The sequence below is a fragment of the Pseudomonas spirodelae genome (genome assembly GCF_034653255.1).
Classification (GTDB): domain Bacteria; phylum Pseudomonadota; class Gammaproteobacteria; order Pseudomonadales; family Pseudomonadaceae; genus Aquipseudomonas; species Aquipseudomonas spirodelae.
Genome location: NZ_JAYEET010000013.1, coordinates 181,559 through 196,390, shown reverse-complemented (window position 1 = coordinate 196,390; position 14,832 = coordinate 181,559). Strand labels below are relative to the sequence as shown.

General features: G+C 58.5%; 14 protein-coding genes. 4 read left to right on the top strand and 10 right to left on the bottom strand.

Going from position 1 to position 14,832, the window contains the following annotated elements; all coding sequences use genetic code 11:
• Nucleotides 1-28 precede the first annotated feature (28 nt).
• Together SOP97_RS05900 and recQ are read right to left on the bottom strand one after the other, a co-directional pair.
• Nucleotides 29-1,045 (bottom strand): DUF2804 domain-containing protein, encoded by a 1,017-nt coding sequence (locus SOP97_RS05900; RefSeq protein WP_322948568.1) that lies wholly within the window; start codon nucleotides 1,043-1,045, stop codon nucleotides 29-31.
• Nucleotides 1,046-1,172: 127 nt separating this feature from the next.
• Nucleotides 1,173-3,299, bottom strand: coding sequence for a DNA helicase RecQ (gene recQ / locus SOP97_RS05895; RefSeq protein ID WP_322948567.1), 2,127 nt, complete (start codon nucleotides 3,297-3,299; stop codon nucleotides 1,173-1,175).
• A 166-nt stretch (nucleotides 3,300-3,465) separates the two neighbouring features.
• On the opposite strand from recQ, the gene SOP97_RS05890 reads away from it, so the two are divergent.
• The 4 genes from SOP97_RS05890 to lapD all read left to right on the top strand — a co-directional run bounded on the left by SOP97_RS05890 (nucleotide 3,466) and on the right by lapD (nucleotide 7,209).
• Nucleotides 3,466-4,053: a YecA family protein gene (locus SOP97_RS05890; protein WP_274088316.1), complete on the top strand. Its 588-nt coding sequence runs from the start codon at nucleotides 3,466-3,468 to the stop codon at nucleotides 4,051-4,053.
• Between the two features lie 9 nt (nucleotides 4,054-4,062).
• Nucleotides 4,063-4,461 (top strand): YbaN family protein, encoded by a 399-nt coding sequence (locus tag SOP97_RS05885; protein WP_322948566.1) that lies wholly within the window; start codon nucleotides 4,063-4,065, stop codon nucleotides 4,459-4,461.
• Nucleotides 4,462-4,556: 95 nt separating this feature from the next.
• A complete protein-coding gene (gene lapG / locus SOP97_RS05880; RefSeq protein WP_322948565.1) occupies nucleotides 4,557-5,249 on the top strand; it encodes a cysteine protease LapG in 693 nt (230 codons plus the stop codon).
• Nucleotides 5,250-5,259: 10 nt separating this feature from the next.
• Nucleotides 5,260-7,209, top strand: coding sequence for a cyclic di-GMP receptor LapD (gene lapD, locus SOP97_RS05875; protein ID WP_322948564.1), 1,950 nt, complete (start codon nucleotides 5,260-5,262; stop codon nucleotides 7,207-7,209).
• A 75-nt stretch (nucleotides 7,210-7,284) separates the two neighbouring features.
• Here the strand turns inward: lapD and SOP97_RS05870 are convergent, their stop codons facing one another.
• The 8 genes from SOP97_RS05870 to SOP97_RS05835 form a co-directional block, all read right to left on the bottom strand.
• Nucleotides 7,285-8,691 carry a sigma-54-dependent transcriptional regulator gene (locus SOP97_RS05870; protein WP_322948563.1) on the bottom strand — a complete coding sequence of 469 codons (1,407 nt, stop codon included), beginning with the start codon at nucleotides 8,689-8,691 and terminating at the stop codon, nucleotides 7,285-7,287.
• A 5-nt stretch (nucleotides 8,692-8,696) separates the two neighbouring features.
• Entirely contained in the window at nucleotides 8,697-9,908 is a 1,212-nt protein-coding gene (locus SOP97_RS05865) for a sensor histidine kinase (RefSeq protein ID WP_322948562.1), read from the bottom strand.
• Between the two features lie 183 nt (nucleotides 9,909-10,091).
• Nucleotides 10,092-11,564, bottom strand: a complete 1,473-nt coding sequence (locus SOP97_RS05860) for a sigma-54 dependent transcriptional regulator (protein ID WP_322948561.1) — start codon at nucleotides 11,562-11,564, stop codon at nucleotides 10,092-10,094.
• A gap of 228 nt (nucleotides 11,565-11,792) precedes the next feature.
• Nucleotides 11,793-12,089 (bottom strand): flagellar protein FliT, encoded by a 297-nt coding sequence (fliT, locus tag SOP97_RS05855; RefSeq protein ID WP_322948560.1) that lies wholly within the window; start codon nucleotides 12,087-12,089, stop codon nucleotides 11,793-11,795.
• A gap of 29 nt (nucleotides 12,090-12,118) precedes the next feature.
• On the bottom strand, nucleotides 12,119-12,499 hold the full coding sequence (gene fliS / locus SOP97_RS05850; protein ID WP_322948559.1) for a flagellar export chaperone FliS: 381 nt from the start codon (nucleotides 12,497-12,499) through the stop codon (nucleotides 12,119-12,121).
• 94 nt (nucleotides 12,500-12,593) lie between these two features.
• Entirely contained in the window at nucleotides 12,594-12,980 is a 387-nt protein-coding gene (gene fliS / locus SOP97_RS05845) for a flagellar export chaperone FliS (protein ID WP_322948558.1), read from the bottom strand.
• Nucleotides 12,981-12,983: 3 nt separating this feature from the next.
• Nucleotides 12,984-14,387: a flagellar filament capping protein FliD gene (fliD, locus tag SOP97_RS05840; protein WP_322948557.1), complete on the bottom strand. Its 1,404-nt coding sequence runs from the start codon at nucleotides 14,385-14,387 to the stop codon at nucleotides 12,984-12,986.
• Between the two features lie 69 nt (nucleotides 14,388-14,456).
• The gene (locus SOP97_RS05835) at nucleotides 14,457-14,831 is read right to left on the bottom strand and encodes a flagellar protein FlaG (protein ID WP_322948556.1); all 375 of its coding nucleotides are present in this window, start codon (nucleotides 14,829-14,831) and stop codon (nucleotides 14,457-14,459) included.
• Nucleotide 14,832: the final 1 nt, after the last annotated feature.

Genomic DNA, 14,832 nt, shown 5'->3' with positions numbered 1-14,832 from the left:
CTTTAGCGAGGCAAGCCTGCAAAGGGTTTCACCACTTTACGTACTGATCCTCGACAAAGCCCCAGCGCTTATCGATGCGCACTTCGGGCTTTCCGAGCGGACGTAATACGCCGCTGAACTGACCGAAAATCTGTTTGAAGTTACTCGCCAGCAGCCCCACGTTCAGCCGCTCTTTGTGCAAACCACGGCCCTCGAACCTCAGCTCTACCTGACCGTCATAGGAGTGGATCAACCAGGGCTGCAATGGCTGCTCGCGATCAAAGGCAAAACGCACCGTATCCACCTTGTGCAGTTCACCGTCGAGCCAAAAACAATTTTCGGTAAAGCTGGTTTCATTAACCCCGCAGGACAGATTCAGCCCCACCCGCTGCTCGCCCGCCTGAGCGGATAAACAGGCCCAGTTCCAGTGGGTTTCAGGGCGCATATAACCGCCTGACCAGTCGTGATGCGCAAATGCGCCAATCTGCGCCAGGTCAAAATCACCCAGCGTGCTGCGTACCTGCCCCGTGCAGCGTACCCCGGCGACCTTCTGCGCATAGACCCAGCCATTAACACCCGCTGGCGTATTGATGCACAACGGCTGAAACGTTGGCGGCGCATCGGAAAAGCAGGCGTCGATATGCGTGCCGTCATCCAGCTCCACCAGCAGGCGTTTTTCTTGCGACGTGGCGCAGTTTTCTAGGCGCAATCGGTTGCGTCCGCTGCGCAACTCACACACGCCGTCATTCGGTTGCTGAGAGAAGTGCGTTCCAAACCCCAGCGGCAGCTTGAACTGACGTTCGATCATCCGCCCGCTGGCCGGGTGAAACAGGTAAACAAAACCCACTCCCAGCAGACTGAGATTGGCCAGGGCGCAGCCGCCAATCAGCTCATCACTGATCAGGCCGAAATACTGGAATTGATGGAAGCGCCGCCACTTGGCTAAAGCACCTAGCTTGAGACCCATGGGCGAGCGAAAGTCGAAGTCGCGGTAATTGATCAGCCCCGGCGCAGCGGGAAAGATGCCGTAGTGCGGCTGGCCGTTGGCCTGAATCAGTCGGTCCATGGGGCAATTCATGCAAGGGAGACCCGGCGATGCTAGCACCGGAACCGCTGCACACACATTCACCCCACGCGCCAAGCACAGCGGCAAAATCGGTCATTTGCGCAAAGCGCGCGATTACGGTCGCGCTCTAGGCTTCGAATTCTGCCTGCAAGGCCGCGCGCACGCAGTGCAGGATGCCCAGCTCAACGCGCCCGGCAAACTGCTCGCTGATGGCGGCTACCGGCGGTAACTCGCCCTCGCCGTCGAGAAAGGCGTCCTGAATCTCGCCAAGCAGGGCCTCGGGCACATCCAGCGCCTGCTCCAGCGACAACTGTTGCCGACCAATCGCTTCAGCCAACAGGCCGTAGACATTCTTTTCGCTGCAACTGAGCTGGCTGGCGATCTGCGCCGGGGTCATGCCGGCACGTGCCAGGCTGACCAACTCGTGACGCAGATCGACCACCGCGCGCGGCGCGTCATCACCTGCACCGAGCACAGCCAGGAAGGCCTCGCCGTAACGCTCCAGCTTGCGCGCACCGACGCCACTGACCCGCGCCATCTCGGCCAGGGTGCTGGGCTTGCTGCGCAGCATTTCCAGCAAGGTGGCATCCGGGAAGATCACATACGGCGGCACGCCATGTTCTTCCGCCAACTTGCGCCGCAGGGCACGTAGGGCGTCCCACTGACCGCGCTCCTCACCACGCACCAATTGGCTGGCGGCACTGCTGGACGCCTTGGCGCTTTGTTGCGGCTTCAGGTCGCGGCGCAGCTGCAGGCTGACCTCACCTTTGAGCAAGGGCCGGCAACTGTCGGAAAGACGCAGGCCACCGAAACCCTCAAGGTCGACATCCGCCAACCCGCGCGCCACCAGTTGGCGGAACAACGAACGCCACTCGCCTTCGGCAAATGCTTTACCAATACCAAACACAGCTAGATGCTGATGGCCGACCGTACGGATTTTATCGTTGTCACGACCGAGCAATACATCGACCAGATGCCCCACGCCATAACGCTGGCCGGTGCGGTAGATCGCCGACAGCGCCTGACGCGCCGGCTCGGTGGCGTCCCAGGTCTGTACGCCGTCCATGCAGTTGTCGCAGTGTCCGCACGGTTGCGGCATGTCTTCATCGAAGTAGGCCAGCAGCGACTGACGGCGGCAGCGGGTTTCCTCGCACAGCGCCAACATGGCGTCGAGTTTGTGCTGCTCGACGCGCTTATGCCGCTCGTCACCTTCGGAGTTGTTGAGCATCTGCTTGAGGAAAATCACATCCTGCAGGCCGTAAGCCATCCAGGCATCCGCCGGCAAACCGTCGCGGCCAGCGCGACCGGTTTCCTGGTAATAGGCTTCCAAGGATTTCGGCAGATCTAGGTGAGCGACAAAACGCACGTTGGGTTTGTCGATACCCATGCCGAAAGCAATGGTCGCCACCATGATCAGCCCTTCCTCGTTGAGAAAGCGCTTCTGGTGATAGGCGCGCAGCTCGTTAGCCAAGCCGGCGTGGTACGGCAGCGCCGGGTAGCCCTGCTCAGACAGGAATGAGGCGACCTCCTCGACCTTCTTGCGCGACAGGCAATAGACGATGCCGGCATCGCCTTTGCGCGCGGCGAGGAAGTTCAGCAACTGCTTGCGCGGCTGCTCTTTGGGCACGATGCGGTAGAAGATATTCGGCCGGTCAAAGCTCGACAGAAAACGCTCGGCATTCTGCAGGTGCAAACGCTGGACGATTTCCTCACGGGTGCGCATATCTGCAGTAGCAGTCAGGGCAATACGCGGCACATTGGGGAAGAGCTCGGCCAGCTGGCCCAATTGCAGGTATTCCGGGCGGAAGTCATGCCCCCACTGCGACACGCAATGCGCCTCGTCGATGGCGAACAGAGCGATCTCAAGGTTCTGCAAGAAGCTCAACATGCGCGGCTGCACCAGCCGCTCCGGCGCGAGGTAGAGCATCTTGACTTCGCCGCGCTTGATCCGCTCGGCAATCTCGCGCTGCTCGTCGTTGCTCAAAGTCGAATTCAGCGCCACCGCGGCCACGCCCAGCTCGTCGAGAGTCGCGACCTGATCGTCCATCAAGGCAATCAGTGGCGACACCACCACCGCCAACCCCTCACGCAGCAACGCCGGCACCTGGAAGCACAGCGACTTGCCGCCGCCAGTAGGCATCAGCACCAAAGCATCGCCGCCACTGGCCACGCGCTCGATAATCGCACCCTGGCGGCCACGGAAGCTGTCGTAACCGAATACGTCTTTAAGGATGCGTTGTGCGTGCTCGAGCATGAAGGGTCTCCGAAACGAGCTGCGCATTATACGCAAGTGCCGGATGCGCACGCGCAGCCGTGGCGGAGTTTGATCTGATTTTCACCGCCCGCGGCCTGCGGCTATGGCCGCTAGGGTCGCTCTAGACTAGAATCCAGCCTCGTTTACTCTTTCAAGGTAGCCCCCGATGTCCTTCGCCGAGCAACTCTCCCGCCTGCAAGCCTTCCTCGATGCTGATGAGCTGCATGATGAGGCCCTGGACTACATCGCCGCCCACGGCTACCTGACAGCCCTGTCGATTTGCCCGGAAAAAGTGCCTGAGCGCGAATGGATTGACGCGCTGTTCTCCGAGCCGCCGCATTACCGCAGTGATGCCGAGCGCGAAGAGATCGAAGCCACCCTGATCCAACTGCAAAGCCATATCGCCCGCCAACTGGCCAGCGATGATGAGCCGGACGTACCGTGCGAATTGGACCTCGGCGATGAGCCGGACGACTCCGACCTGCGCGGCTGGTGCATTGGCTTTATGGAAGGGGTATTCCTACGCGAAGCCGTGTGGTTTGACGACGCTGAAGATGAAGTCAGCGAATTGTTGCTGCCGATCATGGTCGCCTCCGGCCTGTTTGATGAGCAGCCCGAGTTCGAAGAAATCGCCAGCGATCGCGACCTGGTTGACAGCATGGTCGAGCAAATCCCCGAGCTACTGACCGCCCTCTTCCTGCTGTGCAATGCGCCGGAAGAAAAACCTGCCCTACTGAAGCCCCGCCAGCACTAAGCACGCGCGATGGCGCGTGATATTCAGCTGCAGCGCAACCCGGCCATCCGCTACGCATTGCTGGCCATCGGCTGGCTGAGCGTGGCGCTGGGGGTGATTGGCATCTTTCTCCCAGTGCTGCCCACCACGCCGTTTCTGCTGCTGGCGGCGGCCTGCTTTATGCGCAGCTCGAAGCGCTTTTACCTGTGGCTGGTCAACCACCGCAAACTGGGCCCGTGGATTGTTGATTACCTTGAAGGCCAGGGCATTCCGCTCAAGGGCAAGGTCTACGCCATCAGCCTGATGTGGCTGAGCATTGGCCTATCGTGTTACCTGGTACCGCTGTTCTGGGCCAGGGCTTTTATGTTGACCAGTGCGGTGCTGGTCAGCCTGTATATCCTCAGGCAGAAAACCCTGAGCAAGCGCTAGCAAGCGGTCAAACCCGGCGACATTGGGTATATTCAGCGCGGCAATTATCAACAGCAGCACCTAAACTCCCCCAATCTCCGGCCAAGGCGTGGCACATGCCTCTCCGTCAGCTTACTTATGGATGGTCCAAGCGCCTCAACCGAGCGTTGCTGGGCGGCTGCATCCTGCTGATCAGCCTGGCCAGCGCTCTGGCCAACTGGGACTTCGGCGTAATCCTGCAAAAAGCTGAAAGCCGCTACGGCAATCTCGGGCCAGCCAAACCGCGCATCCTGGCCTGGGAGGCGCAAATCAAGGCCAGTAGCTCCAGTAGCGAGACGGACAAGCTCAACGAGGTCAATCGCTTCTTTAATCGGCAGATTCGCTTTACCGATGACATAAAAGTCTGGAAACAGAACGACTACTGGGCCACCCCCGTGGAGATGCTGGTCAAGGGTGAGGGGGACTGCGAAGACTATTCCATCGCCAAGTATTTCACCCTCCGCCGTCTCGGCATCCCCAGCGAAAAACTGCGTATCACCTACGTCAAAGCGCTCAACTACAACCAGGCGCACATGGTGTTGACGTACTACGCCAGCCCCGGCGCCGAGCCGCTGGTACTGGACAACTTGATCAACCAAATAAAGCCCGCCTCGCAGCGCAAAGACCTACTGCCGGTCTATGCATTCAATGCCGAAGGGCTCTATCTCCCAGGTTCTAACAGCAAGAAGAGCGATTCAAAAAGACTCTCGCGCTGGCAGGATCTGTTGAAAAAAATGCGCACGGAGGGCTTCGCCATCGGCGAAGGCTAGGAGGAACCTTATGTCTCTACTCAAGCAGCTATTTCTTGCCATCTGCCTGTTTCTGGTTGTGGCCTTTACGGGCAGCTTTATCGCCAGCGTGGAAAGCTCGCGCGAGCAACTGCTCAGCCAGTTGCGCTCACACGCTCAAGACGCTGCAACGGCGCTGGGGCTGTCGATGACGCCGCACGCGGACGACCCGGCGATGATCGAACTGATGGTCAGCTCGATTTTCGACAGTGGCTACTTCAATAGCATCCGCGTGGTGCGCATCCCGGGTGACGAAGTCATTGTTGAGCGGCGCAGCAGCGACTCCACCGCCGAGAGCGTACCCGCCTGGTTCAGCCAACTGGTCGACCTGCAGCCCCAGGGCGGCGACGCCTTGATCATGCGGGGCTGGGAACAAGCCGCACGGGTTGAGGTGCTCAGTAACCCACAATTCGCCCTGGCCAAACTCTGGGACAGCGCCATCGGCAGCCTGATCTGGCTGCTGATTTGTGGCTTAGTCAGCGCGGTGCTCGGCGGCTGGCTGTTGCGCACGCAATTGCGCCCGCTGGACAACATGGTGCAACAAGCCCAAGCCATCACCCGCCGCGAGTTCCTCACCCTGCCCACCATACCGCGCACGCCGGAACTCAAGCGTGTGGTCACGGCGATGAACCAGATGGTGGAGAAACTCAAAACCCTGTTCGCCGAAGAAGCCGCACGCAGCGAAAAACTACGCACAGAAGCCTACCAAGACAGCATCACCGGCTTGGCCAACCGCCGCTTATTCGACATCCGCCTGGCCAACCAACTGGCGCTCCACGAACAAAATGCTGAAGGCTATTTGTTCCTGCTGCGGGTCAACGACCTGGCCGGGCTCAATCAGCGCTTAGGCGGCCAGAAAACTGACGCGCTGATTGCCGCCATCGGCGAGTTGCTCAAGCGCCTGCTTGAGCAAAACAGCCGTGCAGACTGGCTGGCCTCACGCAGCCGAGGCGGCGAATTCAGTCTGCTGATCCCAGGCATTGGCAGTGAAGAAGCCGAACTGCTCGCCGGCGAACTGCACAGCGGCCTGGAGAACCTGCGCCAGACTGGCGCCAGTGACTGCACACCGGTAGCGCACATTGGCATTGGCGCCTTTCGCCCCGGTGAAGAAGCCAGCCAGGTCATCAGCCGTGCCGACCAGGCCCTGGCACAAACGCAAAATGACCCAAGCCGCCATTGGGTACGCCTGGATGATTACCAGACCCAAGCGACCCAGAGCCTGCATGACTGGCGCACCTGGATCGACGATGCGCTGAACCAGCGCAAGTTACAGTTGTATTTTCAACCCGTCGTGCAATGCGCTGACCGTAACCAGCTGCTGCACCACAAGGTGCTGGCGCGCCTGCTTGACCCGCAGGGTGAAGCCATTGCCGCGGGGCGTTTTCTCCCCTGGATTGAGCGCCTCGGCTGGACCGCACGCTTTGACCTGGCGATGCTTGAACACAGCCTGGCGCACCTGAGCCAGCATGCCGCGCCACTGGCGCTGAGCCTGTCAGCAGCCACCCTGCACGACAGCGCCACACTCAAGCGCATCGTTGAAATTCTCAAGCAGCATCCGCAGCAAGCCAGCCTACTGACCTTTGAAATGGACGAACGCCACCTGCCACCGGCAGCCGAACTGGAAGCCCTCAGCCAGGCCATCCGCGACAGCGGTTTCAGCTTGGGTCTGCAGCATTTCGGGGGGCGCTTCAGCCTAATCGGCAACCTCACCCACCTAGGCCTGGCCTACCTGAAACTGGATGGCACCTATATCCGCGCGATCGACCAAGAAAGCGACAAGCGCATGTTTATCGAAGCGGTATTCCGCGCCACAAACAGCATCGACCTGCCGTTAATTGCCGAGATGGTGGAAACCGAAGGCGAGCTTGCAGTGCTCAAGGAGCTGGGGCTTTACGGCGCCATGGGCCGCCTACTTGGCGCACCGAAGCCGTGGAAGGATTAATCAACGTCGTAGCCCGGATGTAATCCGGGCTACAGGCGGTAGCCGGACTACTCAGGCGTATAGGTTTCAGCTGACCTAACTGGCAAACAGGTAGCCTTCCACATCCATCCCCGCATCACGCATCTGCGCCAGCTTGTAGCGCAGCGTCCGCGGGCTAATCCCCAGGCGCTCAGCCGCTTCTTTGCGCCGGCCACGCTCGGCACGCAGGGTGTCGATGATCATCTGAAATTCATGACGCCGCAGGTCATCACCCAAGGCACCGGAATCTGCCGCTGGCGCCTCGAATGACACCGACGCGTTGTCACTTGGCACGGCAAACAACGGTGGCGCACTCGGTAGTGGCGCAGAACCAATCGGCGCCTGCAGGCAGAGATCCTGCGGCTGAATCAAACCACCTTGTTGCAGGATCAACGCGCGCTGAATGGCGTTATCCAGCTCACGTACGTTACCCGGCCAGCCGTAGCTGGTCAGGCTCATCTGCGCTTGCGGAGAAAGACGAATCGGCGCGTGATTCATTTTCTTCACGTACTTGGCCAGCAGACGCTCGGCCAGCGGCACGATGTCCGCCGGACGCTCACGCAGCGGCTGCCAAGCCAGTGGGAACACCGACAAGCGATAGTAAAGATCCTCTCGGAAGCGCCCCGCCGCCACTTCTGCGGCCAGGTCACGGTTGCTGGTGGCCAGCACACGAATATCCAAGGTGATCGGCTTACGCGCGCCCACCCGCTCTACCTCGCGCTCCTGCAGCACGCGCAACAGCTTGGCTTGCAAGCCCAGCGGCATTTCCGAAATTTCGTCGAGCAAAATCGTGCCGCCCTCGGCCAACTCGAACTTACCCGGTGCACTGGCAATCGCCCCGGTAAAGGCACCCTTTTCATGCCCAAACAGCGTAGCTTCGAGCATGTTGTCCGGGATTGCCGCGCAGTTGATGGCGATAAAGGGTTTGCTCGCACGTGGCGACTGCTGATGAATAAAGCGCGCCAGCACCTCTTTACCGGTACCCGACTCACCGGTGATCAACACCGTGGAATCGCTCTGCGCCACGCGCGCGGCCAAGGCCAGCAGTTGCACGCTGGCTGGTTCTACCGCGACCGGGCCATCCTGCTCGCTGGCTGCGACTCGCCCCAACGCATGCCGGTCCACCAGGCTCAACAAAGCCTTGGGCTCAAACGGTTTGACCAGATAATCTGCCGCGCCTTGGCGCATGGCATCCACTGCGCGCTCAACCGCGCCGAACGCAGTCATCAGCAGCACCGGCAATTGCGGCTGACGCTGACGAATCTGCGCCAGCAGCTGGTGGCCATCCATACCGGGCATGTTGACGTCACTCACTACCAGGCCAAAGGACTCCTCGGCAATCGCCAGCAACGCTGTTTCGGCGCAATCGACCGCGCGGTAATCATGCCCGCCCAACGCCAGGGTATCGGCCAATGCCTCGCGCAATGAGCGGTCATCCTCGACCAACAGAATTTTGCTCGCCATGGGGATTACTCCTGAATCAAAGGGTGCACAGCACCGAGTAGCGGCAAGGTAATAGTGGCGCAGGTACCACGCCCCGGCCGCGAGCGCAGCTGTACGTCGCCTTGATGGGCGCGCGCCACAGCCTTGACCACAGCCAAGCCAAGCCCAGTACCGGTGGTTTTAGTGGTGAAGAAGGGTTCGCCAAGCCGGGCCAGCGTCGCGCTGTCGATGCCTGGGCCGTTATCGCTGATGCACAGCCGCAGAGTCTCGCCGCGCTGATACAGATGAACTTTCAACTGTGCTTCACGGCCGCCCGCTTGAATCGCGTTCTCAATCAGATTGAGCACCGTGCCAACCAGGGTGTCGCGGTTGCACAGCAACTCACCAACACGGCTATCGCACTGCCAGCGCACCTGCATGCCCAACACATGCGGGTCGGCGGCGCGACGCAGCGCATCAAACAGCGCGGTGGGAGCCAAGCGATCCGGTAAAGGTAATTCGCCACGGGCGAAGACCAGCATGTCACGCACCTGGTGTTCCAACTCGTGCAGGCGCTCTTTCAGGCGACCGGCAAAGCGCTGCTGCTGTTCAGCCGGCAGCACCTGCTCGGTGAGATGGCTGGCATAAAGCAGGGCGGCAGAAAGCGGCGTACGAATCTGATGCGCCAGCGATGCGACCATGCGCCCCAAGGCAGACAAGCGCTCATGGCGGGACAGTTGATCCTGCAAGCGCCGGGTTTCTGTCAGATCAGTGAGCAACACCAGCTGGCCCGGCTCGGCGTGCAATGAGCGGGTGGCAATCGACAAGCGCCGGCCATCTTTAAGGGAAATTTCATGACCATCGTCTTTACGCGGGGCAAAGTTGCGGGCGATGACTTCGCGCCACAGCATGCCAACCAACGGCCGGCCCAACAGGTTACGCGCCACCGGATTGGCCTCACGCACCACGCCCTGCCCATCGATCACGATCACGCCGCCGGGCAATAGATCCAGCAAACTCTGCAAACGGTTAGCCAGTCGCTCCTTCTCGGCCAACTCCTGCATGCGCTGGGCACTGACCAACGCCAGCTGACCTTTAAGCTCGGTTACCCGCGCTTCCAACATGCTGTAGGAGGCGTTGAGCTGGGTCGACATCTGGTTAAACAAGGCAAACGTCTGTTCGAGGCCGGCACGGCTAGCCTGCTCAACAGGTGCGGCGGGCTCGTCAGCATTTTGGGGGCGTTGCAGGTTGGCGTTCATGGGTCTCTCTCGCGCAGCGAGCCGTCATAAGACAGTCAGTTGCAAGAGAGTTAGCAATACCCGTGCCTGAAAAAATATCTATTAAAATCAAAGCCTTAAAAAACAAAGCCGAAGGTTGCGTCAAACCTTCGGCTTTATTGGTTGAGCAAACGCCAAGTCACTGACGAACGCGGGGAAAAGCCCTCAGTCGTCCTGCCCCTCGTCATCACGCCGGCTCATGCCGTATTTACGCATCTTCTCGACCAGGGTGGTGCGGCGAATACGCAAGCGCTCCGCGGCACGTGCAACCACTCCATTGGCATCATCCAACGCCTGCTGGATCAAGCCCTGCTCAAGGTTGCCCAAGTAGTCCTTTAGGTCCAGGCCTTCTGGCGGCAGCATCGCCGTCGAACTCACACCCGGTAAGCCTGAGATCAGCGTGGCGCGTTCATCAATGTCATCGCGCAGGCTGGCAACCATGTGCTCGTCTTCATCATCGACATGGCGGAACTTCTTCGGCAGCTCACCGACGCCAATCACGCCGTAGGGATGCATGATCGCCATGCGCTCGACCAGGTTGGCCAGCTCGCGGACGTTGCCCGCCCAGTCATGCTGACACAGCGACATGATGGCCGCCGAGTTAAACCGAATGGAGCCGCGTTTCTCGAACTCCATGCGTGAAATCAATTCATTCATTAGCAAGGGAATGTCCTCGATGCGCTCACGCAACGGGGCCATCTCGATCGGGAATACGTTGAGGCGGTAATACAGATCCTCACGGAAGCTGCCGGCCTCGATCATCTGCTCAAGGTTCTTGTGCGTAGCGGCAATGATCCGTACATCGGCATTCTGGGTTTTGTTACTGCCCACTCGCTCAAAGGTACGCTCCTGCAATACGCGCAACAGCTTCACCTGCATGGGCAGCGGCATGTCGCCGATTTCATCGAGAAACAGCGTACCGCCACTGGCCAACTCGAAACGCCCAGCACGGGTGGTGATCGCGCCGGTAAACGCGCCTTTCTCGTGACCGAACAACTCGCTCTCCAGCAACTCGGCAGGAATCGCCCCGCAGTTGACTGGCACAAAAGGGCCTTCACGGCGCTTGGAATGGTAGTGCAGGTTGCGCGCGACCACTTCTTTGCCGGTGCCCGACTCACCCAGAATCAGGACGCTGGCCTCAGTATCGGCCACCTGCTGCATCATCTGCCGAACATGCTGAATGGCCCGGCTGGTACCGACCAAACTACGGAACAAATTGGTCTCGCGCTGACGGCCACGCTCACGGGCCTGGTCATACATTTCGCGGTACACCTGGGCGCGGTGCAGCGAGTCGAGCAGTTTGTTGTAGCTCAGCGGCATCTCCAGGCAGGCCAACACACTACGGCGCAGCTCTTCCGGCCACTCGGCAGCCACCTGCTCGTCAAGCAATAGCGTCGGCAAGAACTCATCCCATTCGGCCAACTGCTTCAGCATGCCCAACACGCCACCCTTGGCGGTAATGTCGCCCAGCAACACGCTGAGCACCTCACGGCTCGACTCCAGGCCTGCGACAACCTGCTGACAGCTCTGGCTGTCACAGGCTATGTGGTCTTCACCCAGAAAATTCAGAATGACCGCCAAGTCACGACGGCGCTCGCTGTTATCGTCAATCAGGAGGATTTTTGTTTCACGCCACATAATTAATTTCTGATCCTGGAGTGAAAAACACACCCGCCGCTAAATACAACTCGCCCCAGCGCCGGTATTTGGCCGGTAGTAAAGTCAATTTTCTGTTCAATGTCAATTTTATGGCGTGCACTTTCCAATTTCTCAGTAAACCGCCTGAAATTTGCTCGAAAAGCATACAGATACATGAGGGGTAAAGCAGAAGATCATGCGAGCGCGCAGCTGCGCGCTCGGGGAGGGTCAGCCAAACAGCTGATAAACTTTTGCGCCTTGTTGCGACTGATTGAGTTGAACCAGTTCATGAGCCAAACGCTGTTGCTCGGCATGGCAAACGCTGACCAGCTCACGATAAAGCTCCAGCAACTCCTGCATGCGAGCGCGCAGCGTATCTTCGTCACTGGCCGATTCAACCATGGCTTCATCCACAGCCTGACGGCACTGCAAATCCAACTCACCAATAGCGGCCCAGTCTTGATTTGCCAAGGCGCTACGCAGCGCACTGCCGGTTTTTTCTAGACGCTGGACTGTCGAAGTCATGAGTACATTCCTTTAAACATCAAACTGGATCACTGACCGATTGCATCCCAGCCCGCTTTCACATCACGCAGTAATTTGGCAACTTCTTCGAGGGCAGTCGCGTCATTCTGAGCGTTCGCCTGTAGCAAGCGGGTAATCATGTATTGATAGAGATTATCCAGGTTGCTGGCCAACTCACCACCTTGCGCCAAATCTAGGCCGTCACGAAGGCCGCCAACTATACCAATCGCTTTGCCGATGAGGTCACCCTTCAACGCAGTTTGCTGACGTTCCATCGCGCCTGTTGCTTGGGCGATGCGGGTAAGACCACCTTCCATCAACATTTGGATCAAACGGTGAGGTGAGGCATCAACGGCCTGAGCCTGGGTGTTAACGGACTGATACTGCCGCATGGCTACCATCGCGTTCATGCTGAATGTACTCCAGTGTTTGCCGGGAATACTTCAGTTATCGGCGGCCAACCCGCCAGCTTGAGCCTTAATCTAGAAAAAATGCGCTAAATATTCAGCTGGCAGCCGGTTCAACTTCCGGGCCAATCGCTACCCACGCATCACGAATTTGCTCAAGTAGCGCTTGCACTTCTTCAAGCCGACGCGGGGTTTTATCCACCGCCACGCCCGCTAAGCGACGGGTCATGTAGTCGTACAGGCCATCTAAATTTTCGGCTAACTCACCACCAAGGGTTTTATCCAGGCTGGCCTGCAAAATACCGATGATTGATAGCGTCGCACCTACCGCTTCGCCGCGTACATCTGGGCTGTTTTCACGCTGGGCATGCAGAGCGAGAGAAATACGATCTAGCGCGCCATCGAGCAACAGCTGCACCGCCTGGTAGGGCGTTACGTCTTGGCTGGTTTTGACGCTTTTATAGGTATCAATCGGACTGTTCACGGCTCAATTACTCTGTTTAACCACACCTGGCAAACTGCCAAGGGCTTGGGTCAGGCGGTCGCTGGTCGCGTTTAAATTGCCTACTAACGCATCCATGGCATTGAATTGTGCGAACAGTCGGGTTTGCAGCTGGCTAACGCGGCGAGTCAGTGTTTCCTTCTGCTTGTCGATGTCAGTAAGGGTGGTCTGGATGCCTTTCATACGCTGCTCTAGCACACCTCCGGTCTGGATATAGCCGTCAATGCGCTTGTCAACCCGGCTCATCAACCCGCTATCACCGGTAAAAAAGCTACCCAGCGAGTCAAAGTTGTCGGTAATGGCTGTACCCAACTTGGCATCATCGATCTTAAGGGTGCCGTCTTTTTGCGTGGTGATACCCAAATCAGCCAGTACACGAACACCTTCTTGTCCGGCCGGATTAACCAACTCATTGCGCACGCCTGAAAGCAAGGTGCGCACCGTTGCATCACCGACCAAACCGCCTACTACAGGCGGTTTGCCTTCGCCAACCTGAGTAACGTTGGTTAACTCGCTGCTGGTTTTTATCAGCTTGTTATAAGCATCGACAAACTTCTTGATGCTGGTGGTGACTCCGGCCTTGTCCTGCCCTACGGTCAGGGTGAGCGGTTTATCCGCCTCAGTCTTGCTCAACAAGTTGAACGTGACGCCAGGTATTACATCTTTAAGAGTATTAGTGGCGCTGGTTTGCTCCAAACCATCGATACTGAATATCGCGCTTTGTGCCGGATCGCCTAAGTAACCTGCCGAACTTGCACCTGCCTTGACCGCGCCGTCCACTGCCAACGCCTCCAACCCGGCATCGGCGGCCACCACAATATCCTTACCTGCGCCGGTGTCTTTGGCATTGAGTACCAAGCGCGAGGTTCCATCGGCAGGGTTGTTAACGATATTGGCGCTGACACCCTTGTCTTTGAGCGTGGTATTGAGCTTGTTGCGGATTTGCTCAAGCGTATCGCCAGCAGCAATGTCGACGCTCAACCCTGCCGTGTCAGCAGCGCCTAGCTTGACGGTTAGCTTTCCATCCGCAGGTGCAGTGTAGGCGCTCGGAATCGCACCCGTAGCCACCCGACTGCTGGTCGCCAGTTGCTTGACTGCCAGTTGATAAGAACCTGCCAGTGCAGTTTTCTCGGCCGAAGCGCTGACCGCCGTGGTATTTGACGAAGTGGCCGTACGCTTCTCAAACAGCGCCAAGCTGTTGAGGTCCTTCATCGCCGTCTGGAATTCGCTTAAAGCACCTTTAAGCGTGCCCAAAGCGGAAAACTTGGTGGTAGAGGCTTTTTCCAGACGCGCGAGCTGCGCCTCTTTAGGGGCTTTTTCTGCATTGACCATGGCACCCACAATACTGTTGATGTCGATGCCCGATCCAATACCCGGAATGCTTGCCATGCTAACCACCTCGTCGTTAAATTGACGTTTGCTCTCGTTAAACCAGAGCCAATCAAGAAGCGTACCGCTTTATGCTTCTGCCTTGAATAATAAGCTACGCGCTTCTTCCAGGCTTTCCGCCAACCGCAAGGCGTCTTCAGAAGGAATCTGCCGAATCACATCACCAGACATTGCGTCAGTGACCTTCACCACCACCCTGCCACTGGAATCATCCAAGGCAAAGTTCAGATTACGCTGAATGCTTTGGGCGAATTGCTTAATGCTAGAGATGGCCTCCTCGACGGGTTGGCGCGCTTGCTCAGCTGTCAGGGCTGTTGGTGTAGGCTCCTCGGCCTTAGCAGCAATTAACTTCTCCGTACTAACCGCTGGAGATGCGCTACCTGGGCTAGACGATCGAGCGGTTGCACTTAGTGACGGTAACCCATTGATTGCATTGATATCCATG

Coding starts and splice junctions, on each gene's coding strand:
- SOP97_RS05900 (WP_322948568.1), bottom strand. CDS start 1,045: ATGGACCGACTGATTCAGGCCAACGGCCAGCCGCACTACGGCATCTTT.
- recQ (WP_322948567.1), bottom strand. CDS start 3,299: ATGCTCGAGCACGCACAACGCATCCTTAAAGACGTATTCGGTTACGAC.
- SOP97_RS05890 (WP_274088316.1), top strand. CDS start 3,466: ATGTCCTTCGCCGAGCAACTCTCCCGCCTGCAAGCCTTCCTCGATGCT.
- SOP97_RS05885 (WP_322948566.1), top strand. CDS start 4,063: ATGGCGCGTGATATTCAGCTGCAGCGCAACCCGGCCATCCGCTACGCA.
- lapG (WP_322948565.1), top strand. CDS start 4,557: ATGCCTCTCCGTCAGCTTACTTATGGATGGTCCAAGCGCCTCAACCGA.
- lapD (WP_322948564.1), top strand. CDS start 5,260: ATGTCTCTACTCAAGCAGCTATTTCTTGCCATCTGCCTGTTTCTGGTT.
- SOP97_RS05870 (WP_322948563.1), bottom strand. CDS start 8,691: ATGGCGAGCAAAATTCTGTTGGTCGAGGATGACCGCTCATTGCGCGAG.
- SOP97_RS05865 (WP_322948562.1), bottom strand. CDS start 9,908: ATGAACGCCAACCTGCAACGCCCCCAAAATGCTGACGAGCCCGCCGCA.
- SOP97_RS05860 (WP_322948561.1), bottom strand. CDS start 11,564: ATGTGGCGTGAAACAAAAATCCTCCTGATTGACGATAACAGCGAGCGC.
- fliT (WP_322948560.1), bottom strand. CDS start 12,089: ATGACTTCGACAGTCCAGCGTCTAGAAAAAACCGGCAGTGCGCTGCGT.
- fliS (WP_322948559.1), bottom strand. CDS start 12,499: ATGAACGCGATGGTAGCCATGCGGCAGTATCAGTCCGTTAACACCCAG.
- fliD (WP_322948557.1), bottom strand. CDS start 14,387: ATGGCAAGCATTCCGGGTATTGGATCGGGCATCGACATCAACAGTATT.
- SOP97_RS05835 (WP_322948556.1), bottom strand. CDS start 14,831: ATGGATATCAATGCAATCAATGGGTTACCGTCACTAAGTGCAACCGCT.